Source organism: Enterococcus sp. DIV0008, from assembly GCF_050542615.1.
Classification (GTDB): domain Bacteria; phylum Bacillota; class Bacilli; order Lactobacillales; family Enterococcaceae; genus Enterococcus_D; species Enterococcus_D innesii.
The window spans coordinates 1,682,026-1,699,533 of record NZ_CP172937.1; the positions used below are offsets into that span (position 1 = coordinate 1,682,026).

Annotated in this window: 20 protein-coding genes; 17 read left to right on the forward strand and 3 right to left on the reverse strand. The window is 41.1% G+C overall.

All coding sequences use genetic code 11. The features are described 5' to 3' along the window. The first annotated feature begins 120 nt into the window (after positions 1-120). The 12 genes from IGI84_RS08055 to IGI84_RS08110 all read left to right on the forward strand — a co-directional run bounded on the left by IGI84_RS08055 (position 121) and on the right by IGI84_RS08110 (position 9,953). Positions 121-660, forward strand: coding sequence for a GNAT family N-acetyltransferase (locus IGI84_RS08055; protein WP_220426544.1), 540 nt, complete (start codon positions 121-123; stop codon positions 658-660). Continuing rightward, positions 657-917 (forward strand): TfoX/Sxy family DNA transformation protein, encoded by a 261-nt coding sequence (locus IGI84_RS08060; protein WP_195265126.1) that lies wholly within the window; start codon positions 657-659, stop codon positions 915-917. The genes IGI84_RS08055 and IGI84_RS08060 overlap by 4 nt, the downstream gene beginning before the upstream one ends. Before the next feature lie 197 nt (positions 918-1,114). After that, positions 1,115-1,594, forward strand: coding sequence for a DUF6530 family protein (locus tag IGI84_RS08065; protein ID WP_005235941.1), 480 nt, complete (start codon positions 1,115-1,117; stop codon positions 1,592-1,594). An 18-nt stretch (positions 1,595-1,612) separates the two neighbouring features. Next, a complete protein-coding gene (locus IGI84_RS08070) occupies positions 1,613-3,880 on the forward strand; it encodes an AAA family ATPase (RefSeq protein ID WP_430600951.1) in 2,268 nt (755 codons plus the stop codon). Between the two features lie 125 nt (positions 3,881-4,005). After that, positions 4,006-4,641, forward strand: coding sequence for a hypothetical protein (locus IGI84_RS08075; protein WP_077453362.1), 636 nt, complete (start codon positions 4,006-4,008; stop codon positions 4,639-4,641). Between the two features lie 84 nt (positions 4,642-4,725). Next, positions 4,726-5,394, forward strand: coding sequence for a hypothetical protein (locus tag IGI84_RS08080; protein ID WP_220426547.1), 669 nt, complete (start codon positions 4,726-4,728; stop codon positions 5,392-5,394). A gap of 15 nt (positions 5,395-5,409) precedes the next feature. Beyond that, positions 5,410-6,258, forward strand: coding sequence for a sce7725 family protein (locus tag IGI84_RS08085; protein WP_220426548.1), 849 nt, complete (start codon positions 5,410-5,412; stop codon positions 6,256-6,258). A 131-nt stretch (positions 6,259-6,389) separates the two neighbouring features. Next, entirely contained in the window at positions 6,390-6,542 is a 153-nt protein-coding gene (locus IGI84_RS08090) for a hypothetical protein (protein WP_170924092.1), read from the forward strand. Positions 6,543-8,534: 1,992 nt separating this feature from the next. Continuing rightward, the gene (locus tag IGI84_RS08095) at positions 8,535-8,903 is read left to right on the forward strand and encodes a hypothetical protein (RefSeq protein ID WP_016611785.1); all 369 of its coding nucleotides are present in this window, start codon (positions 8,535-8,537) and stop codon (positions 8,901-8,903) included. Between the two features lie 37 nt (positions 8,904-8,940). After that, the gene (locus IGI84_RS08100; protein ID WP_077453357.1) at positions 8,941-9,219 is read left to right on the forward strand and encodes a hypothetical protein; all 279 of its coding nucleotides are present in this window, start codon (positions 8,941-8,943) and stop codon (positions 9,217-9,219) included. Continuing rightward, a complete protein-coding gene (locus IGI84_RS08105; protein WP_005226077.1) occupies positions 9,216-9,503 on the forward strand; it encodes a hypothetical protein in 288 nt (95 codons plus the stop codon). Before IGI84_RS08100 ends, IGI84_RS08105 begins: the two co-directional genes overlap by 4 nt. A 96-nt stretch (positions 9,504-9,599) precedes the next feature. Continuing rightward, on the forward strand, positions 9,600-9,953 hold the full coding sequence (locus IGI84_RS08110) for a DUF2200 domain-containing protein (RefSeq protein ID WP_086292379.1): 354 nt from the start codon (positions 9,600-9,602) through the stop codon (positions 9,951-9,953). Positions 9,954-10,269: 316 nt separating this feature from the next. Here the strand turns inward: IGI84_RS08110 and rsgA are convergent, their stop codons facing one another. Together rsgA and mgtE are read right to left on the reverse strand one after the other, a co-directional pair. Then, a complete protein-coding gene (gene rsgA / locus IGI84_RS08115) occupies positions 10,270-11,211 on the reverse strand; it encodes a ribosome small subunit-dependent GTPase A (RefSeq protein ID WP_081119455.1) in 942 nt (313 codons plus the stop codon). 152 nt (positions 11,212-11,363) lie between these two features. Next, positions 11,364-12,728: a magnesium transporter gene (gene mgtE / locus IGI84_RS08120; RefSeq protein ID WP_195265116.1), complete on the reverse strand. Its 1,365-nt coding sequence runs from the start codon at positions 12,726-12,728 to the stop codon at positions 11,364-11,366. Positions 12,729-13,136: 408 nt separating this feature from the next. Here mgtE and IGI84_RS08125 point away from each other — a divergent pair, with 408 nt between their 5' ends. Continuing rightward, positions 13,137-14,132 (forward strand): DNA/RNA non-specific endonuclease, encoded by a 996-nt coding sequence (locus IGI84_RS08125; protein ID WP_142425473.1) that lies wholly within the window; start codon positions 13,137-13,139, stop codon positions 14,130-14,132. A 33-nt stretch (positions 14,133-14,165) separates the two neighbouring features. Here the strand turns inward: IGI84_RS08125 and IGI84_RS08130 are convergent, their stop codons facing one another. Further along, complete coding sequence (locus IGI84_RS08130) at positions 14,166-14,420, reverse strand: LexA family protein (protein ID WP_077453350.1); 255 nt, start codon at positions 14,418-14,420, stop codon at positions 14,166-14,168. A gap of 341 nt (positions 14,421-14,761) precedes the next feature. Here IGI84_RS08130 and IGI84_RS08135 point away from each other — a divergent pair, with 341 nt between their 5' ends. From IGI84_RS08135 to IGI84_RS08150, 4 genes are all read left to right on the forward strand, one after another. Beyond that, complete coding sequence (locus IGI84_RS08135) at positions 14,762-15,247, forward strand: AmiS/UreI family transporter (protein ID WP_081119459.1); 486 nt, start codon at positions 14,762-14,764, stop codon at positions 15,245-15,247. A gap of 293 nt (positions 15,248-15,540) precedes the next feature. After that, a complete protein-coding gene (locus IGI84_RS08140; protein ID WP_081119460.1) occupies positions 15,541-15,933 on the forward strand; it encodes a hypothetical protein in 393 nt (130 codons plus the stop codon). A gap of 61 nt (positions 15,934-15,994) precedes the next feature. Continuing rightward, a complete protein-coding gene (locus tag IGI84_RS08145; protein WP_081119461.1) occupies positions 15,995-16,534 on the forward strand; it encodes a sigma-70 family RNA polymerase sigma factor in 540 nt (179 codons plus the stop codon). Then, the gene (locus tag IGI84_RS08150; RefSeq protein WP_081119462.1) at positions 16,524-17,318 is read left to right on the forward strand and encodes a hypothetical protein; all 795 of its coding nucleotides are present in this window, start codon (positions 16,524-16,526) and stop codon (positions 17,316-17,318) included. Before IGI84_RS08145 ends, IGI84_RS08150 begins: the two co-directional genes overlap by 11 nt. Positions 17,319-17,508: the final 190 nt, after the last annotated feature.

A 17,508-nucleotide genomic window follows, 5' to 3' on the forward strand; every position in this document is an offset into this window, starting at 1 on the left:
CCAGTTAGACGTTTGTCTAGCTGGTTTTTTTCAACAATCTTTTTTGAGATTTGCTTGTAAAAAAACACACAAACTCATACAATAGGATCAAAATGAAACACTGGCAAAGGAGGCGTTGAAATGAAGTGTTCCTTAAGAAGGTGGCAGATGAGTGATGCAAATGAACTGGCTCGAGCTCTAAATAACCAGACAATTCATGGCAATTTACGAGATGGACTCCCCTTTCCTTACACTGTTGCAGATGCACAGGCCTATATTCAATCTGTCGCAAAGGCAGAATTCGCCTTTGCGATCACTGTGGATGATCGAGCTGTGGGGAGTATTAGCGCCCTTCGCAAAGAAAACATCCATTTTAGAACAGCTGAGATAGGGTATTACATCGCAGAAGAATATTGGGGAAAAGGCTTGATGACCAAAGCTGTTCAGCAACTATGTGACTATGTATTTACTACGTCAAATATTGTTCGTATTTTTGCTGAGCCTTTTGCTAAGAATCATTCCTCTTGTCGCGTGTTGGAAAAAGCAGGCTTTGAGTTGGAAGGAATTTTACGAAAAAATGCGCAAAAAAATCACCAGCTGTTAGATATGAAGCTCTATTCGTTGATTCGTCAAGAGGATGATGCGCAGGATGACAATAATCAAAAAGGAGATACCCTATGAATGAACTGCAAAAGTTACCAAATGTTGGACAGGTTTTAGCGGATCATTTCGTTAGGATCGGTATCAATACCCCGGAGCAATTACGCGCCAAAAAAGCCGAAGCGGTTTTTCTAACGATCCGCCAACAATGCGATGCAGGTGCTTGCCTGCACATGCTCTATGGCATTGAGGGGGCGATCCAAGGCATTCCCAAAGCCCAGCTCACAAGTCAGAGAAAGCAAGAATTGCGCCTTTTTTTCAATCAATTGAGTGAATAAATCAAGGCGACACAGCAAAGCACTTTTTTAAGAGGCTTCTTTTTTAGAAGCTCCTTATCAAGGTGCTTTTTCTATAGACTCCTGTTTATACTGTCTATGCATAGTAGAAAAGACCTTTTGCTTGTTCCAGACCCGCTTCCTTATTATACTTACTCTATCTAGTAAATTACTAATTTACTAAACAAGGAGTGAAAATAATGAAAATACCAGAAAACTTGAAACATAAACCTGTCATTAAAGTAGAAGACTATGATACTGTTGACGGAAAAAATGCGTTACATACAGATGCAAAAGGCCTTTCCCTCGGATTGGCGCAATGGAATGATCGCGGGAAAGTCGATATCTCCGGCAAAGTCTGGCGCCATACTGGTGAAAAATGGTCTCGACAATCCGAAGAATTGCCACTTACGAGAATTTTGGATCTAGCGATCTTAGTGGCTCAATCCAGTTTATATTTTCAAGAGGCCTATCGCCATGAAAAGTTTTACGATCCTGAAAATCCTTTGATTGAAATCATTGGCCTACAAGGAAATCGCATGACCGTCGAAGTAGACACCGAAAATCCTAAAATCGATGAAGACATTCTGCTTTTCTATGATTCCTTGCAAAAAGATGGTGAGCTATACGGCGAACGCTTCAAAATCCTGAAACGGCTTTTAGATGAGCTAGGTTATTAAGAAAAGGAGCAGATTGCTATGACACAACATCAACCATCTTTTGTCGTAACGAAAGGACGCGCTTTTAGTAAATTAGAACAAACAATGATTTGGAAAAAACCACAAAGTCATCAGACCAGTGATGAAGAACTACGAATTGCATCAGAGATCGCGCTGAATTGGACGGATCCAGAAATGAAAATTTTCAATGTGTTGCTGGAAGGCGATGCTGGGTCTGGTAAAACACAGTTGGCAAAGGCACTTTCTGCCGACCTGCAACTGCCCTACACCAAAATCACCTGCTTTGCGGATATGGATAAGTCAGATGTGTTTGGTGCTTTATTACCAGTGATCAACACCGACCAAGAAGAAGATAAGGACTTGCTGGATGCGATTTATCAAAGTGATTGTTTTGAAGATGTCTTGGCGTTGATCCGGCGGCATTTTTCCCTGACTCGTGAGCGGGCACGGGCGAAATTTGCGGAACTGATCGAGCGGATCGAAACCAGCGATCAGCAACCAACGATTCAATACAAATTTTATCCCTCGGAAATCGTACGGGCGCTGGAAAAAGGTTATTTGCTTGAGATTCAAGAGCCAACGGTCATTCGTGATGCTTCGGTACTAGTGGCCTTAAACTCTGCTCTTGAACAAAACGGAATGCTGAATATTCCCACTGGCTTTGTTCGCCGGCACCCTGACTGTGTCGTAGTCATCACCACGAATCGAAATTACCAAGGCAACCGTCCTTTGAACGAATCCTTGCGAGACCGGATGCAGCATGCTGAAAAAATGGATTTACCTGAGCTGGCAGTCATGGTGCAGCGAGGCATTGCCAAAACCAATTATCCGGACAAAACGACTGCGGAGAAAATGGCTGAGATCATACGCTTGCTAGACGTGACCGCCAAAGCCAATGCCATCAAAGGGGTGGCGGGCATGCGCTCCTATTTTTATTGGCTAAATGCAGTCAAACAAGGACAAGATCCTTTTACAGCAATTGATAGCAAAGTGCTCTACAAAATCACCACCGATCCAAATGAGCTTGCTCTTTTACAACAGGCGCTAGAAGCTTCAGGGTTATTGGCGCAATTGCGGCTTTTGTTTTCTGGACAACCGTTAAATGCCTTTAAACAACAAATCAAAGGACGCCGAATCAGCAGCGAAGAGGCGGACCAGCGCAATGTAGTGGAAGAAGGCACGACCGTCCTAAAAAATGAACAAGTCCTTGAGACCCCCAATCAAGAAACTGAGGCGGAAACGATGGAAACCAGTGATTCTGACAAACAAGAAGCGAAAGACGCAGCAACTGAGGCGACGTTTTCAGAAGAACTAGAACGCAATAGTCACGATGGCCAAGCAAAAGCTGGGAGTGAGACACAAGAGACCGCTCCTACTGCTCATTCTTTGTCGATCGAAGCGTATGAAACCCAGGAAAAAGAAAAGAAAACCTCGGCATCAAAGGCGGCTCGACAAGCATTAAAAGAATCGATCCATGCCAAAGAAGGGCTGATCGTTCATCGACCACCCGTCGATTTAAAGAAAGCGGCTGAAGCCCAGGAGCGTTTGCAGCCGTTGTTGCCGATCGTAGAGTCATTGATCAAGCAAACCCAAGAAGTTTTGGAAAACGAACAAGCTTCGGCATACAGTAAAGGTAAGTACAGTGGCACACGCTTTGATGCCAGTAAGGTCGCGTATCAAGATTTTCGGACCTTTGACAAGAAAAATCCACCCCACGAACAGCCTTCCTTGGCTCTCGCTTTGCGCATTGATGAATCAGGTTCGATGATTAGAGAAGACCGGATACAGTATGCGCAACAGGCGGTCTTAGCGGTGAATGCGTTCGCGGAGCGTTTATCTTTGCCATTGATGATTTATGGCGATACAGCAGATGTGACCGCTCGTGAAAAGACCTCGCTTTTTGCTTACAAAGAATTTAACGAAGGTTTTGAATTTGTGCCAGAGAAACTCATGACAATGAAGCCTCGGCAAAATAACCGTGATGGGGCAGTCTTGCGCGTACTAGCTGAAAAGCTCGCTCATCAGCCGGCAACTACTAAATTACTCTTGAATATCAGTGATGGCCAGCCAAAGGCTCTTCCTGATTATACAGGGGTAAAAGCCAAAGAAGATATTCAGCAGGTGATCGCTGACTACGAACGACAAGGGGTGCTGTTTCTGGCAGCTGCCATTGGCCAAGACAAAGAAGTGATCAAAGCGATTTATGGGGAAGAACGCTTCATTGATCTTTCCAATCTAACAGAATTTCCGCAGCGTTTGTTGCAGCTACTAACTAGGTATTTGTAATAGACAAAAAAGAGTGTAGGCCGAGTGCCGCATTCTTTTTTGTCTATAATTATATTATGTAAACAAGATGGTGTTTATCTAAATTCGGAAAATTCTGTAAAATAGATGCCAAAAGGAGGAGTACTATGGACAAATGGCGTTATTTCTATCCTTACCAGTTTGGCTGGCACGCAGCTCTTCGCAGACGCAGTTTACTAATGAGTGGTTTATTGGCTGTTTTCTTGCTGATTCTTACCATCTTTGCAGAAAATTGGCTGTTGTTTTTTCATGACTGGTTGCAGTATGAATCAAATAACAGCGAAATCCAGACGGATCTCACCTATGCCAGTTGGATTTTCTTCTTGCAATTGTTGCGCGTTGCGTTAGGAATGTTAACATTGGGCTTGATCAGTGCTTTTTTGTGGCAGTGTAACCACATGTATCATTATCACTTGATCGGTGAGGAAGAGCAATCCCTGCATATACGTTTATTATTAGGACAAACACCTTTACTGGTCACGTTGGAAGAACTTGTCTTTATCACCATACAAAGCACCGTCATTTATTTAATAGGATTTGTCAGTGGTTTGTGGCTTAGTCAAAAAGCACTGCATGATTTTTTCGGGTTCTTTCATCTTCCGGCAGGCTTTACATTTGAGCTTCCTTTTAAGCGTCTATTCCTAGTTCAACTTAGTGTGCTCTTGTTGCTTGTCGTGTTACGTTTCCGCGGTACAAAGAGGACGGTTGAAGAGATTCTCGTTAACGGATGCCCGAATGGGTGAGGGAATAGGCTGCCTTTATTTCCCTCTTCCAAAATGCGAACATATGTTTTATAATAAGTGAAACAAGACAAAGGTCGTGAAATTGTGAAGACATCCTTAACTTTAGAAATGGAAGAGGCACTTTATTATTATTGTCGTGAAAACAGTGATATTGTGGTAGAAGAGGTAGTCATGCCGGACGATCATGGCATCGTGGATACCTTAAGTTGTCGCTTGACGGCAGAAAACACCTTTGAATGGCGTTGCTATGAACTAAAAGTCAGTTTGGCAGATTTTCGCTCAAAAGCAAAACTATCCTTTATTGGGAATTATAATTATTTTGCCTTACCCAAGGCATTGTATGAAAAAGTCAAAGATCAGATTGCTCCTACAATTGGTGTCTTGGTCTATCATGCGTTTCTTGAAAAAGAAACGGGCAGCAAAGGGTATTTCAGTGTCGAAAAGAAACCCCAACGGCAAGAGCTGCAGGTTCCAGAAAAAGCCTTATTGTTTCGGTTGATTTCGGCACAAGCGCGAGAAGTCGGCAAAGCAAAACAGACTGCTCGAGGATTGCGGGTATTTTCAACAGAACGTTTGTACCAAGAACTGAAGAAACGTCAGCCTGAGTATGACTTGTTCGGTGGTGGAGTGAATTACTACGATCGATTTATCGAAGACACTCAGCTACAAGCGATCGAAGCGTTGAAGGAAGAATTGGACGCTACCAGAGCAGCCTATGAAGCGCTGGAAAAACGTTTTTTATCAGGCGAGTAAGAAGGAGAGAAGCAGATGTACTTCCCATATATTCGTGGCAAACAATTTGATTTGTTGGCATTAAAAGCTTTATTGGAACAAGATCGCTTATCAGAAGCGATCCAGCCGATCATTGAACCAGTCAAGCAATCAAAAACGTTCTGGACAACCATCGAATTATTTCAAAAGAAACAACATCCTTTTTATTTGATTCGCAATCCCCAGGCAGGGGCTTTTCTGACGGCAGAAGGGTTATCAGAGTTACAAAATGTTGCTGCCCCTAAAGCAATGATCGTGGATCGTCCCATTGAAACAGTGGAAGAAAAGCCTGACCTTTGGATTGTTCATCAATCGGATCAAGCACTCGCTAGTGATTGGCGGGAAAATACGCTGCCGGTGTTGGTAGGTAAAGAATTTCGATTGTTAAATAAAATCAACGGTCCCAAGCTACTGATGGAAGATCCGTTTACCCGTTTACCCAAAAATAGTTTCTATACAGAATGTTTGGACGAAGGATTTTCAAATGCCCATCACAGTTATCAAAAATTGGGCTACGCGGGTTTTAGTGATTTTTCTGTCGATAGCAAAATTTATTATGAGCACAGTTATCCTTCAAAGCGGTTGGTTTTGCATTGGATTTATCCGACAGCAGAGCAAGCATTGCGTATCGCTCACTTATTTTCTGAGGAAGAATTACCAAACCAGAAAGAAAAGTTTTTCCAAGTCATGGAGGCTTTATTGCAGCACGAAGAGCAACATCCTACCCAAACCGCTGGGCTACAGCTATTAGTTGCTGCTTATCACCAAGGCTCATTTCCAGGCATGGGGGTTATCCGAAAAGCCGCTGTTATGAATCACTTGGAGCTCGTCAGTCGTCTTATTTAGTCGCTATACGCAGACGACTGTGGGTCTTCAATCAATAAGATCCTGCCACTTTAGTTAATCGTACAAATTGCCTTGATTGCACCATATGATTTCAGGATAGCGATAAAATCAGGGAAAAGGAGTTGGCACTTATGGGAACAAAAGATAGAGAATATTATCGAAACGAAGTAAAAAAATCTGAAAAAAACAAGAAAAACCTGCTTATTCAACGTTTAAATCAACTAACGTTTGTTTTGGTCGTTTCGATCATTGTTCTTTTGGCGATCCTGTATTACATAGTTTGAAACTTTTCGTAGCTGTCATTACATTATCGGCGGCAATAGGAAGAAATTGTACTTAAATGACTGTGATCCCTTGATTAGGACTCGCTATGGGAATCTGATCCGTTAGGTGAAAACTGAACGCAACGAAACGTTTCTTGTTTATCGTTGCTGGTTTGCCTGTGATCAAGATTCCCATTAGGCTATTTAGTTAGAACAAATTTGCTGGGTTATGTACGAATCATTACGAGTCATTACTGATAAGATCGTTAACAACGATTCATTGAATGATTCATTGAGATTGGCCAGCAGCTGCAAACAAAGTTTGAATTCGAAGATTCAAGGATCAACAAGATTAAATATAAACGTTGCATTTCGTTTCACTCGTAGAAGAAATAAAAATCCAAAAAACTATCGCTCAAATGACCATTTTTTTGGATTAAGCTGCCAATTAGCTGAATTTGAAGGAAATAATCGTGAATAAGAGGGAGGAGAGACGTAAAATTACTAGCTAAATACGGTGTTCGAAAAATTTTCTATTTTAGTTTACATAATATATATTATACAAAGATGTATTTGAAAAAGAGTTCGTGCCATTCTAGACAGTTCATATCAATTCTGCATCATTCTACCTCCCTCCGAATGACTTTTATCAGTAAATTGTCATTAATTCACCTAATATTCAACTAAAACTAAGCTTTCTTTTTTTACAAGTTTTTTCAGATTTTTTTATGATTTGCTGCTCAACAGATTGATAACTGTCTTGTAGCAAGTTACTTGCGGATTCGTCTTTTTTATCTCAGCAAATACAGATTCAAGCTATCAGCCTTGATTCACGAACCAATCGGTTTGATTTTATGCTATAATCATTTTGAAAATCTTTAAGTTTTTTTCTATAACTTTATTCATATATAGCCAATCCGTTTCAAAGTTCTTATACAGGTGCTTAGACGTTGCAACTGCTAACACATATCTATTACATGATTTGATAAAAAAGAACCCTAAAGTCATGTAGATAAATTGGGTACTTTTGTTATTTCATATAATTGTAATGTTCATAGGTCATCATAAAAGCCCATATTTTGCTAAAGAGCCTGAATAAAACACCGTTGATCATTCTTTGGAAAAATAGAATCATTTGCCAATAAGATCAAACCTGCTGCTGTCCACTAGCTTTTCGACGGCTAGTGAATGGATTTTGCTTTAAAGTGCCGCTAGTTAGGATAAAATACATAAGGTTCGGATTGATCCAAAAGCAATTATTCTAACGATTCAACGCCCCTTCTCCTTTCTAAACCTCTTTATCAGCTGATACAAATTCAAAATTAAAAACAGAAAACCAATTGTTGCTGACCATTAGCTGCAACAAGTACGGAACAGAATGTATCCTATTATGTATTGAATTTGCTTTGTGTTTGATTGACCAATTGGTAGCCAATACAATGGACGTAGCTGTAGATTTTCCCAATACGGGTTGTGAAACCCTATCAAATAGTGCAGAGCTAAATACCCGAAAATCATAAAGCCAAATGACAAAGTCACGATCCGTCCCCACCGTGGGATTTCTTTGATAAATAAACCTAGCATACATATCAATAAGGGGAACGAATAATTAAGCAGTAAATCGCTGCTGATATTTTGGTTCCGAGGATCCTTCATTATTTTGTCATTTAAGCCCCAACTTATGCCGACGATCACAAACATAAGCGCCAGAATAGTCAATCGCTTGCGATCAAAGAGCCACTGTTCTTTATCCTGTCTACTTGCAAGGTATATTGTAAGTATGACCACCACTAATCCAGACATCATATTCCCTTCTCCCCAGCTGCTTTTCTTAAAAGTTGATTGTTGCATTCGAGTGAATTATAGCAGATATAGTATAAAAAAACGACCTACCTTTACTTCCTTATCTGCTGGGCTTTGCAAGGGTTCCATAGAAGAATCAGAAATTTAAAAATCTGTTCGCTTTACAAATGAGAACGTATGTTTGTATTATATAGATAAGAGGTGATTGCTATGGGTATGCTGCAACCATATGAAGATCGAAAAAAGCTAAAGTGGCAAGGATTCTTTTTATCTGAGCATACAACTGAAATTGAAGAAGAGCCGACACGTAAATTTGATTGTCCACCTAAGCCGTCACTCACAACGGAAGAAATCAATCAGTGTTTATTTGAAGCCATGAAAAAGAACCTAACTGTGGCGATCCAACGAGAAGAAGTCAATGAAGAAGGCGGCTATCCTCCAGATATTATCGGGAAAATCAGTGGTTATGATCCATTAGGTATTTACTTGACGGGAGAAACAACAGAAAAAATCCATTATGATGAGATTCGTCATGTCGCTTTTTATGAAGAGAAAAAATGGTTTGATCTCAACGAATGATGCCGCTTTTTACTACTTACTAAAGGAGGAACACCTGATGCAAACACAAAAAGGCACTGTCTCAAAAATAAGGATCGTTTCCTTTGCCCCCTCCCCTTTGGTCCGCTTTACACTAGGTACCACCAACTGTTTGATTGCGAAACACAGTTTGAACTTTTTAGGGGATGTTGATGACGGCATGTTTCTAACTGTAGGTGGCTATTGGAATAAGCGCCACCAATTCGTGGTGCAAAAGTATACGGTGTACGGCAAAACAAAAATCATGTTGGATATCGATGCCTATCGACAAAAAACAGTAAAGGCGGGTTCATTATGAGAGCAAGAGACCTCTTAACAGCACTGACAACGTCATCGAGTGCAGCGGATTACCAAGGAATTTATTTAACGTACAAAGAAAACCTGATTCCTTTTACGACGATCGCTCAAGATAGCCATAACCAATTGATTTTATTTTTCGAACCAAAAAAGCCTGCTCTGACGCTGAAAGAATTATATACACAGCTAATGCTGCATAAGAATTTGGACTTGCTCTATTGGGATGGCGAGTCACGTCAAAAAGTACTAGGGTTTCGTGAACAAGAAGAAAAGATCATTCTTTAGTCCCCTCGCCTATTTTGGGCACACAACAAGTGTCGAAAATCTCGGCAAAACGAAGAAAATAAAGTATACTTTGTGTAAAGACTAAAGGAGCATATCATGAAAAATCAAAAAATCACCCAAATGAGTTTCGCGAAAGTCTATCCCCTATATATTGCCAAAGCAGAGCGGAAAAATCGAACAAAAGAAGAAGTGGATCAGATTATTACGTGGCTAACTGGTTATGACCAAGAAACGCTGCAACAGATGAATGAGGAGCTTTCTTTTGAAACCTTTTTTAGTCAAGCCCCACAGCTCAATCCAGCGCGAAAACAGATCACTGGTGTCATTTGTGGGATTCGGGTAGAAGAGATCGAAGAGCCAATGGTTCAAGAAATTCGTTATCTAGATAAACTAATTGATGAACTGGCGAAAGGAAAAGCCATGACGAAAATTTTGCGCTCTGTCGAATGACCCCCTCTTTTTTCAAGTTGTCATTTGCAGATCAACCCTTTATACTGGAAAGTACCTTGGCAGGGGCAAATCATTGCTCAAAACACAGTGGGAAATCACCCCACTGTGTTTTTTATGCTGCGCTTCTTGACGACAGCTTGTAACCAGCTAGGCAACCTTAGCTTAGTTCAACCACTTAGCATGTAGTGCCCTTTGGAATTGGCCGCCTTTTTCGTGAAAAGATAAGGACATTGTCTATAGCTCTCCTCTTCTCCACTTAACCAGACTCTTTGGAAACGCACAAAAAAGCACTCCTAAATGAAAGGAGTGCTCATTGTTACTTTTTCAATTCTTTGATCTGTTCTTTTCGCTTCAAATACGCCAGTTCTTTTTCCATTTTACGATAGCGGGCGAAGGCGTCTTCTGAAAGCTCACCGGCAGCAATGGCTGCTTTGACCGCGCACTTCGGTTCTGTTTCATGACGACAGTCTCGGAAGAAACAACCTTCAGCATACTGGCTGATCGCTTCAAAGGATTGGTCGATCGAAGCTGAGCGGACGGTACTGATGCCAACTTCCCGCATACCAGGAGTATCGATGATCATTGCGCCAGAGGGCAAAGTGAATAACTGACGACTCGTCGTCGTGTGTCGTCCTCGACTATCTTCTCGTATGTCATTGGTTTTTTGAACGTCTTGCGCCATAAGCTGATTTAATAAGCTGGACTTTCCGACCCCAGATGAACCGATAAATGCGCTGATCTGTCCGTCAGAAAAATACGTTTCCATCAGCAATTCGTTTGGTTCAAAAATGGACGTAGCAAATGTTTTCACACCAAATGCATCGTTTAATGCTTGCAGTAGCTCTGCTTTTTCATCAGCTGTGACTTGATCGGCTTTGGTCAAGAGAATCACCGGATTAGCCCCGCTGTCCCAAGCGATCGTGACAAAGCGCTCTAACCGAGCGAAATTGAATTCTTCATTGGCGCTAGTTGCAATAAAAACCGTGTCGATATTCGCCGCGATCCCTTGTTCATCCGTCCGATTTCCGGCTACTTTTCGTTGTAAAAAACTCTTTCGTGGGAGCAAAGCATCAATCAAGAAATGATCTTGATCATACACCTGCCCTTGTACAAAATCACCAACAATAGGATAATCCTTGGGTGCTAGTGCCTGCTGGCGAAATTTTCCTGTAACTGTTGCTAAACATTCTTCTCCTGTAGTCAAGCGGACTTTTGCGATATCTTTGGCCTGAAAGACCACAATTCCTTGTTTTTCCATGATTTCCCTCCAGTTAGTTAGGAGGCCGCACTTAAAAAGAGAAACCTCCGAGTTGATGTTGCTTCATTTGATTTGTCATAAGACATTTCCCCTTTCTATTTTGTGCTCATCATGTGATGTCGCTTTATTATACCATCGGAACGGACGGATGGCTAAAGTAAATGTCCCAAGAGAGCATTTACAGAAATAAAGTAGATAAACAAGCCGGCAATATCTTTGATTGAGGTAATAATGGGTGCCGAACCGGCTGCTTGGTCGATGTTCAGTTTAATAAGTACAAACGGAACTAAGAAACCAAGTGCTGCGGCTAAGGTCATGGCAAAAACTAACGAAACACCAACAGCCACACCTAACATTGGGATCCCTTGCCATAGTGAAGCGGCGGTGCCGGAGATGATCCCTACGATCAAACCTAAACTCAAGCCAATCCAAACCTCTTTAAAGAAATGGCGGGTGAAGGTCGAAAGATCAATATGCCCTAATGACATCCCGCGAACAAAAACAGTTGAGGACTGTGTTCCAACGTTCCCCCCCATATCCATGATCAAAGGAATAAAGATTGCAACAGCTGCCACCGATTCCAATGTTTGTTCAAATTCATCAATGACGACCCCAGCTAAAAGACCAGCAACCAAAGTGATCACTAAAAACGGCAATCGGACTTTCCAAATTTGCCAAAGGCTGCCGTTGATCAGAACATTACTACGGTCTGCTTCATTAGAAGCAACATCGACTAAACCTGCGGCATTAAACATGTCTTCCGTCGTTTCTTGCTCGATGACATCGATGGCGTCATCGACAGTGATGATCCCAACGATTCGTGATTCCTTGTCTACGACTGGTAGCGCAATGATATCTAGTTCATTTAGCAAACGTGCCGCTTCTTCTTGGTCCGTGTCAGTGGTCACATAGATTACTTTTCGTGACATGATTTCACTGATGAGTTGCTCCCCTTGTGCCATCAAGAGATCTTTCAGCGACAAAACACCTTCTAACGTTTTCGTTTGATCAGTCACATAGAGCGTATAAATCGTTTCTTTTTCTTTGGCTTGCATCCGCACTTTTTCTAACGCTTGATTGACTGTCATATCTTTCTTCAGTGTGATGAATTCCGGTGTCATTAAACGGCCAGCAGTCTCAGCTTCATATCCTAATAAGAGGTTTGTCGCGGCTCGTTCATCGGGTGCCAACGATTGTAAAAGTTTTTGCGTCACGGTGGCTGGCAGCTCATCCAAGAGCCTTACACGGACATCGGGGGCCATTTCGTTTACAAATTCGGTTGCCCGCTCATCGGTGAAAGAGCGTAACAAGTGTTGTTGTGTGGCTGGTGTCAAATCTTCAAATAGGATAAGGGCTTTATCTTTCGGTAATAGTCGGAAAACGATCACTTTTTCATCCGCGGATAAATTACTGAATAATTGTAACAGCGGCAGCTCTTCCATTCCTGATACAAGTTTTTTTAATTTTTCAGAGTCTTTCTTATTTAAATGATGTAAGATAGTTTCTTGCTGGTTCATGGGATACACTCCTTCTCCTATAATTTTGCCCAAAGAAAGAAAGGAAAGCGTTCAGAAAATTGTCCGGATTTCTTTCGTTTGAAGGTTGTCTGCTAGACAGCTGAAATTTCGTTCCGCAGCTGGAGATGCCTGTTATTAAAACAAGCACCAAAGGGATAGAGCAGCAACTTTACTCATTATATCACATAGTTTTTTTAAAACATGAAAAATATGGCTTGCAGACGAAAAATTTTATTCTAATATATTCCCTTTGTAAGGAGCGTTGATTGGAAACAATCAAGAGTAAAAACAAAAGCAGCAGGAAAGCTCTGTCAAACGCTCTATGCAAATGGTATGATGAATGGGTTGCAGTTTTTTTACTCCCCGTTTATGCTAACTATACATCAATGAAAAGAGAGGCAAAAAAAGATGGCAAAGAAAAAAACATTTATCGGATCGGTCACTGCGCTTCTCGCACTCGCAGCAGTTGGCTTTGGTTTCCTACAAAATAATGAGCTATTCCCAAACCATAACACACCATCATCAGAGGTGACTGCCACTTCTGCTAAGGATATTCGTGCAGATGAACTGGCACAGTTAACCTACCAAGGCACCCAAACGATTGAAGTCAATCAGAACATTCCTGAGTTTTCAGAAGATGATCTTTCACTTGAAAATGGTGCCTGGGAAGCATACGGCGACCTTGACCACCTCAATCGTGCGACCTCTGCTGAAGCAATGTTGAATCAATCCTTGATGCCAACGGAAAAGCGTGGCGATATCTCTAGTGTGAAACCAACGGGCTGGCGTAATAAGCAACTCCCCAATGGAAAATATTTATATAATCGGACCCATTTGATTGGGTTTGCTTTAGCTGGCGAAAATGCAAACTGGAAGAATTTGATCACGGGGACTAGTCAGTTGAACAATCCCGAGATGTTGCGCTTAGAAATGGATATCAACTATTATCTCAAGCAAGATAAAAAGCATTATGTCCGATATTCCGTCACTCCGATCTATCGCGAAGACGAACTGGTTGCTCGTGGTGTCCAGATGCAAGCAAAATCCATTGGTGATGACACGATCCAATTTAACTGCTATATCTTTAACATCCAAGATGGCGTCACGATCAACTATGCGGATGGTACCAGCGAAATTTCAAGCGAAGAAATGCCACAATCGGAGAAGGATGCTTCAAGTAGTGAAAAAACCACAGCTTCGACTTCTGCCGGCAATAAAAGCAATGAAGCGGATGAGAAACAGAAACAATATGTCGATGAACAAGGCAACGGTTTAATTAAAGGGTCAAAAAGTGGCATCTATCATTTGCCAGGATCTAAATACTACGAGGATACTACCAACCCGAAAGAATGGTTCAAAACGATCGCTGAAGCGGAAGCTGCCGGCTACCGTGCACCAAAATAAAAAAGCCTAAGGCTTTTTTATTTTGGTGTTTATTTATTCTTCATTGCCTTGCGCTTGCCGCAACGCTTTGACATAGGCCTTCCCTTCATCTGTAAAACGTACCGAGCGTGACTTATAACGGTAAGCTCGGTAAATCAGGCCTCTTTTTTCAAGACGCAATAAATGACGATAAACCAAAGAAGTTGTTTTTATCTCTTCATTGGCACAGATTTCCCGTATGGTAGGTGCACAACCTTGTTCTTGCATATAGTCGTCAATAAAAAGTAAAATTCGGTCTTTTCTCGGCATAATTCCTCCTTTCCACGAAGCAGTCCTCGCTGCTGCAAATTTGTAAAAACTGATAAACTACTGCTTCGTCTGCTTTTTGTCCGATCAATACACTGAAAATCTATTGATGCTGTCTCTTTTCCCATTCTTTCAACGAGTAAAAGTTCTTATTATACGCTGAAATTTTCCCCTTATCGAGAAAAGCATCGGCAAGCAACACTCTTTGCTATTGATTTTATCAAATTTAACAGCAAATAATAGCAGATTTACCGATTATTTTTATTTTTATTGACACAAAAGCAAATAGAGCTATTATTTTTTCTTAGAATTTGTTATTCTAAATTTAATTAAAGGAGGATTTTATGTTAGGAATTGGCTTATTTTTCGTAGGAATCACCTTGATAATCAATGGTTGGGGCAGCTTGCTTCACATTGACTATCGCTCACTTGCTTTAATCAATCTTTTTACAGGTTCGTTATCTTTTATTATCAATCTAGTGTATATGCTTCAAGGCGCTTATTATGAAGCAGGCACTGGCTTTCTCTTTGCATTCACGTATTTGTTGGTAGGGATCATTTACCTCTTTGATTTAGATCTACGTATTTATGGGATTTTTGCACTATTCGTAGCCATCAATACCTTGCCTTTTGCCTGGGTTTCTTGGCGATGGGAGCAAGATCCCCTTTTTGCACTGATTTGGTTAACATGGGGAGCGTTATGGTTTTGCGGCTTTTTAGACACAATCGTAAAGGTAAACTTTGGACGTAAGATTCATTATTTTGCGATCGCTTGCGGTATCTTCACTACGTGGGTCCCGGGTTTGCTGATGCTATTAGATCTCTATTAAAAAAAAGTGATTATCTCAATGATAATCGCTTTTTTTTTAGTAGGAAAACTGTTTTTTTCTAAAAAGTGTTCAATCTCCTGCATCGCTTTCTGAGGACCATTTGGCAGGTGCAAAAAGAATCATTGGCATGAAATCCTCCTTATGTATCGAGTCCATCCACTCGTTTCTTTCAAGCATACTAAAAGTAGGCACATGTAGGAGAAGTTTTTTTTTGCAGACCTTCTCGTTCATCTTTTTACATTGTTTAACTAAAAATTTGCTATAATAAAGAAAACCTTTCAAGGAGTAAACAAATGCGAAAAAAAATATCTTCCTTGCGGCTTAGTATACTCTCACGCGGGCTGATTCTCTTTGCCTTCTTTTTCTTGATTCAACAATTTTGGGAAATGGTTGTTTCTGGCTTTGCACTTCTGCCTTCGCTGGCATTCATCCAAATTCTCTTGATGATCCTTTCAACCTTTATCATTAGCAAGTTTGTTAATAAACGCTCGTGGCGGCAAGTGCTTTTTGGCAGCTACCTATTGATCATCGGCTCGCTGTTTTCTTTCTGGCTAGCAAATAATCCAGTGGAGCTGCAAGCAGTCACTCTTTATATGATTGGTGCTTTTTTTGGCGGCATTCTTTGGGAGTATTTAGCACAGCGCTTGGCCACAGATCTTCTGGCCAAAGAACATAAACCTCGTTAACAGAGGTTTTTTTCTTTTTCTGATAGAAAAGGCAAAAATTCTTCGTATACAGTGTGAAGGGGTGAAAAAGGTGCAGGATGAAGAAATCATTGAACGAATCAAAAAGAAAGACTATGCCGGTTTAGAACAACTGTTAGCGGTTTATGGTGATAGCATGCTGAGGACGATTCATAGTGTCCTCTCGCAACCGCATGAAGTGAGCGAGCGACAAGATGTAGCGAACGAAGTTTTTTACGAGGTTTGGCAAAAGATTGCTGCGTACCAACCAGAAAGAAGTCGTTTGATTACGTGGCTGCTTTTGATTAGTCGCAGTCGTGCGATTGACCACAAGCGGAAGCTGAACAAACGCTCGCTGGAAGAAAAGCCGGTTGATGAGCAGGAACTAGCGATCGAAGATTCACCTTTGACAAAGGAAAACTTTTTGGGCTTTATTGAAGACCTTGAAGCCCTCGATCAAAGGATCTTTCTGCTCTACTATTTTTATCAGGAATCACCCGAAACCATCGCAGAGCAGACGGACTTAAATATCTCAGCAATTTACAATCGTCTTTCCCGTGGCCGCAAACGCTTAAAAGAAAGGATGACTATCGATGGATTTTAAACAGTTAGTTTTAAATGAAAATAAACCACTGACAAAAGTATCTGAACAAGAAAAAGCAACAACCTTCGAGCTGTCCAAACAATATGTTTTCTTGCAAGATCTATTAGAGGAGCTTCGGACGCTTTTAGCAAAAGACGAAACGATTCTTGGCTATCTGCCCTTGACGCCAGATGGAAACCTCGCCTTCGCCAATCAAGGGCTTGGCGCCTATGCCTATGCAACAACCGAAAAAGCAAAAGCATACCGTGACATCTTTCATGACACCCGTGGCAATCGTTTGTTGGTTTTCACAGAGACCCGAATGCTTTTTTTGGTCATCATCGACTATCTAGAAAGCAACACCTATTTCAGTTACCCCTATGAGACCATCAAAGCCTTCACCATCAAGCCAAGAAAGCTGATGAAGCATGAATCGCCAGATGATAAAGAGCAATTCCATTGGGGCTATTTCGACTTTCAAGCGGGGACGAACATATTCTCAGAAGTGCTGACAAAAAAAGACTACGAGTTATTTACGTCCTATCATGAATCCATTCCTGCACTCAAGAAAATTCCGATTCAAAACAAAATTTACCGAGCAGCGAAATATCAGTATTTCTTGAGTAATTGGCATTTCAGTTTTCGCTTAATGACCATTTTCAACCTGCTCTTCCTGCTGCTGTTTGTATTAATGATTCTCGGATTTCTCTTACACTTTGGGCCACTGAAAGGATTTTATTATAAGGATCTATTGGACATAGGTATGGTCATTTCCCTTTTTTATAGTAAGAAGATCTTGCCATAAAAAAAGACTGCCGTTCCTTCCTAATCATTTCTTTGCTATCAATTGAATAAAGCACCAGATTTTCTACGAAAAAGCACCTCTTGCAGGATTCAAGTGAAAATGAATCCTGCAAGAGGTGCTTTTTTCTCGGCCTATTGGGACATTCCTAATCGCTCGATTTTCATTTCCTTTTGAAATTCTCAGATTTCTT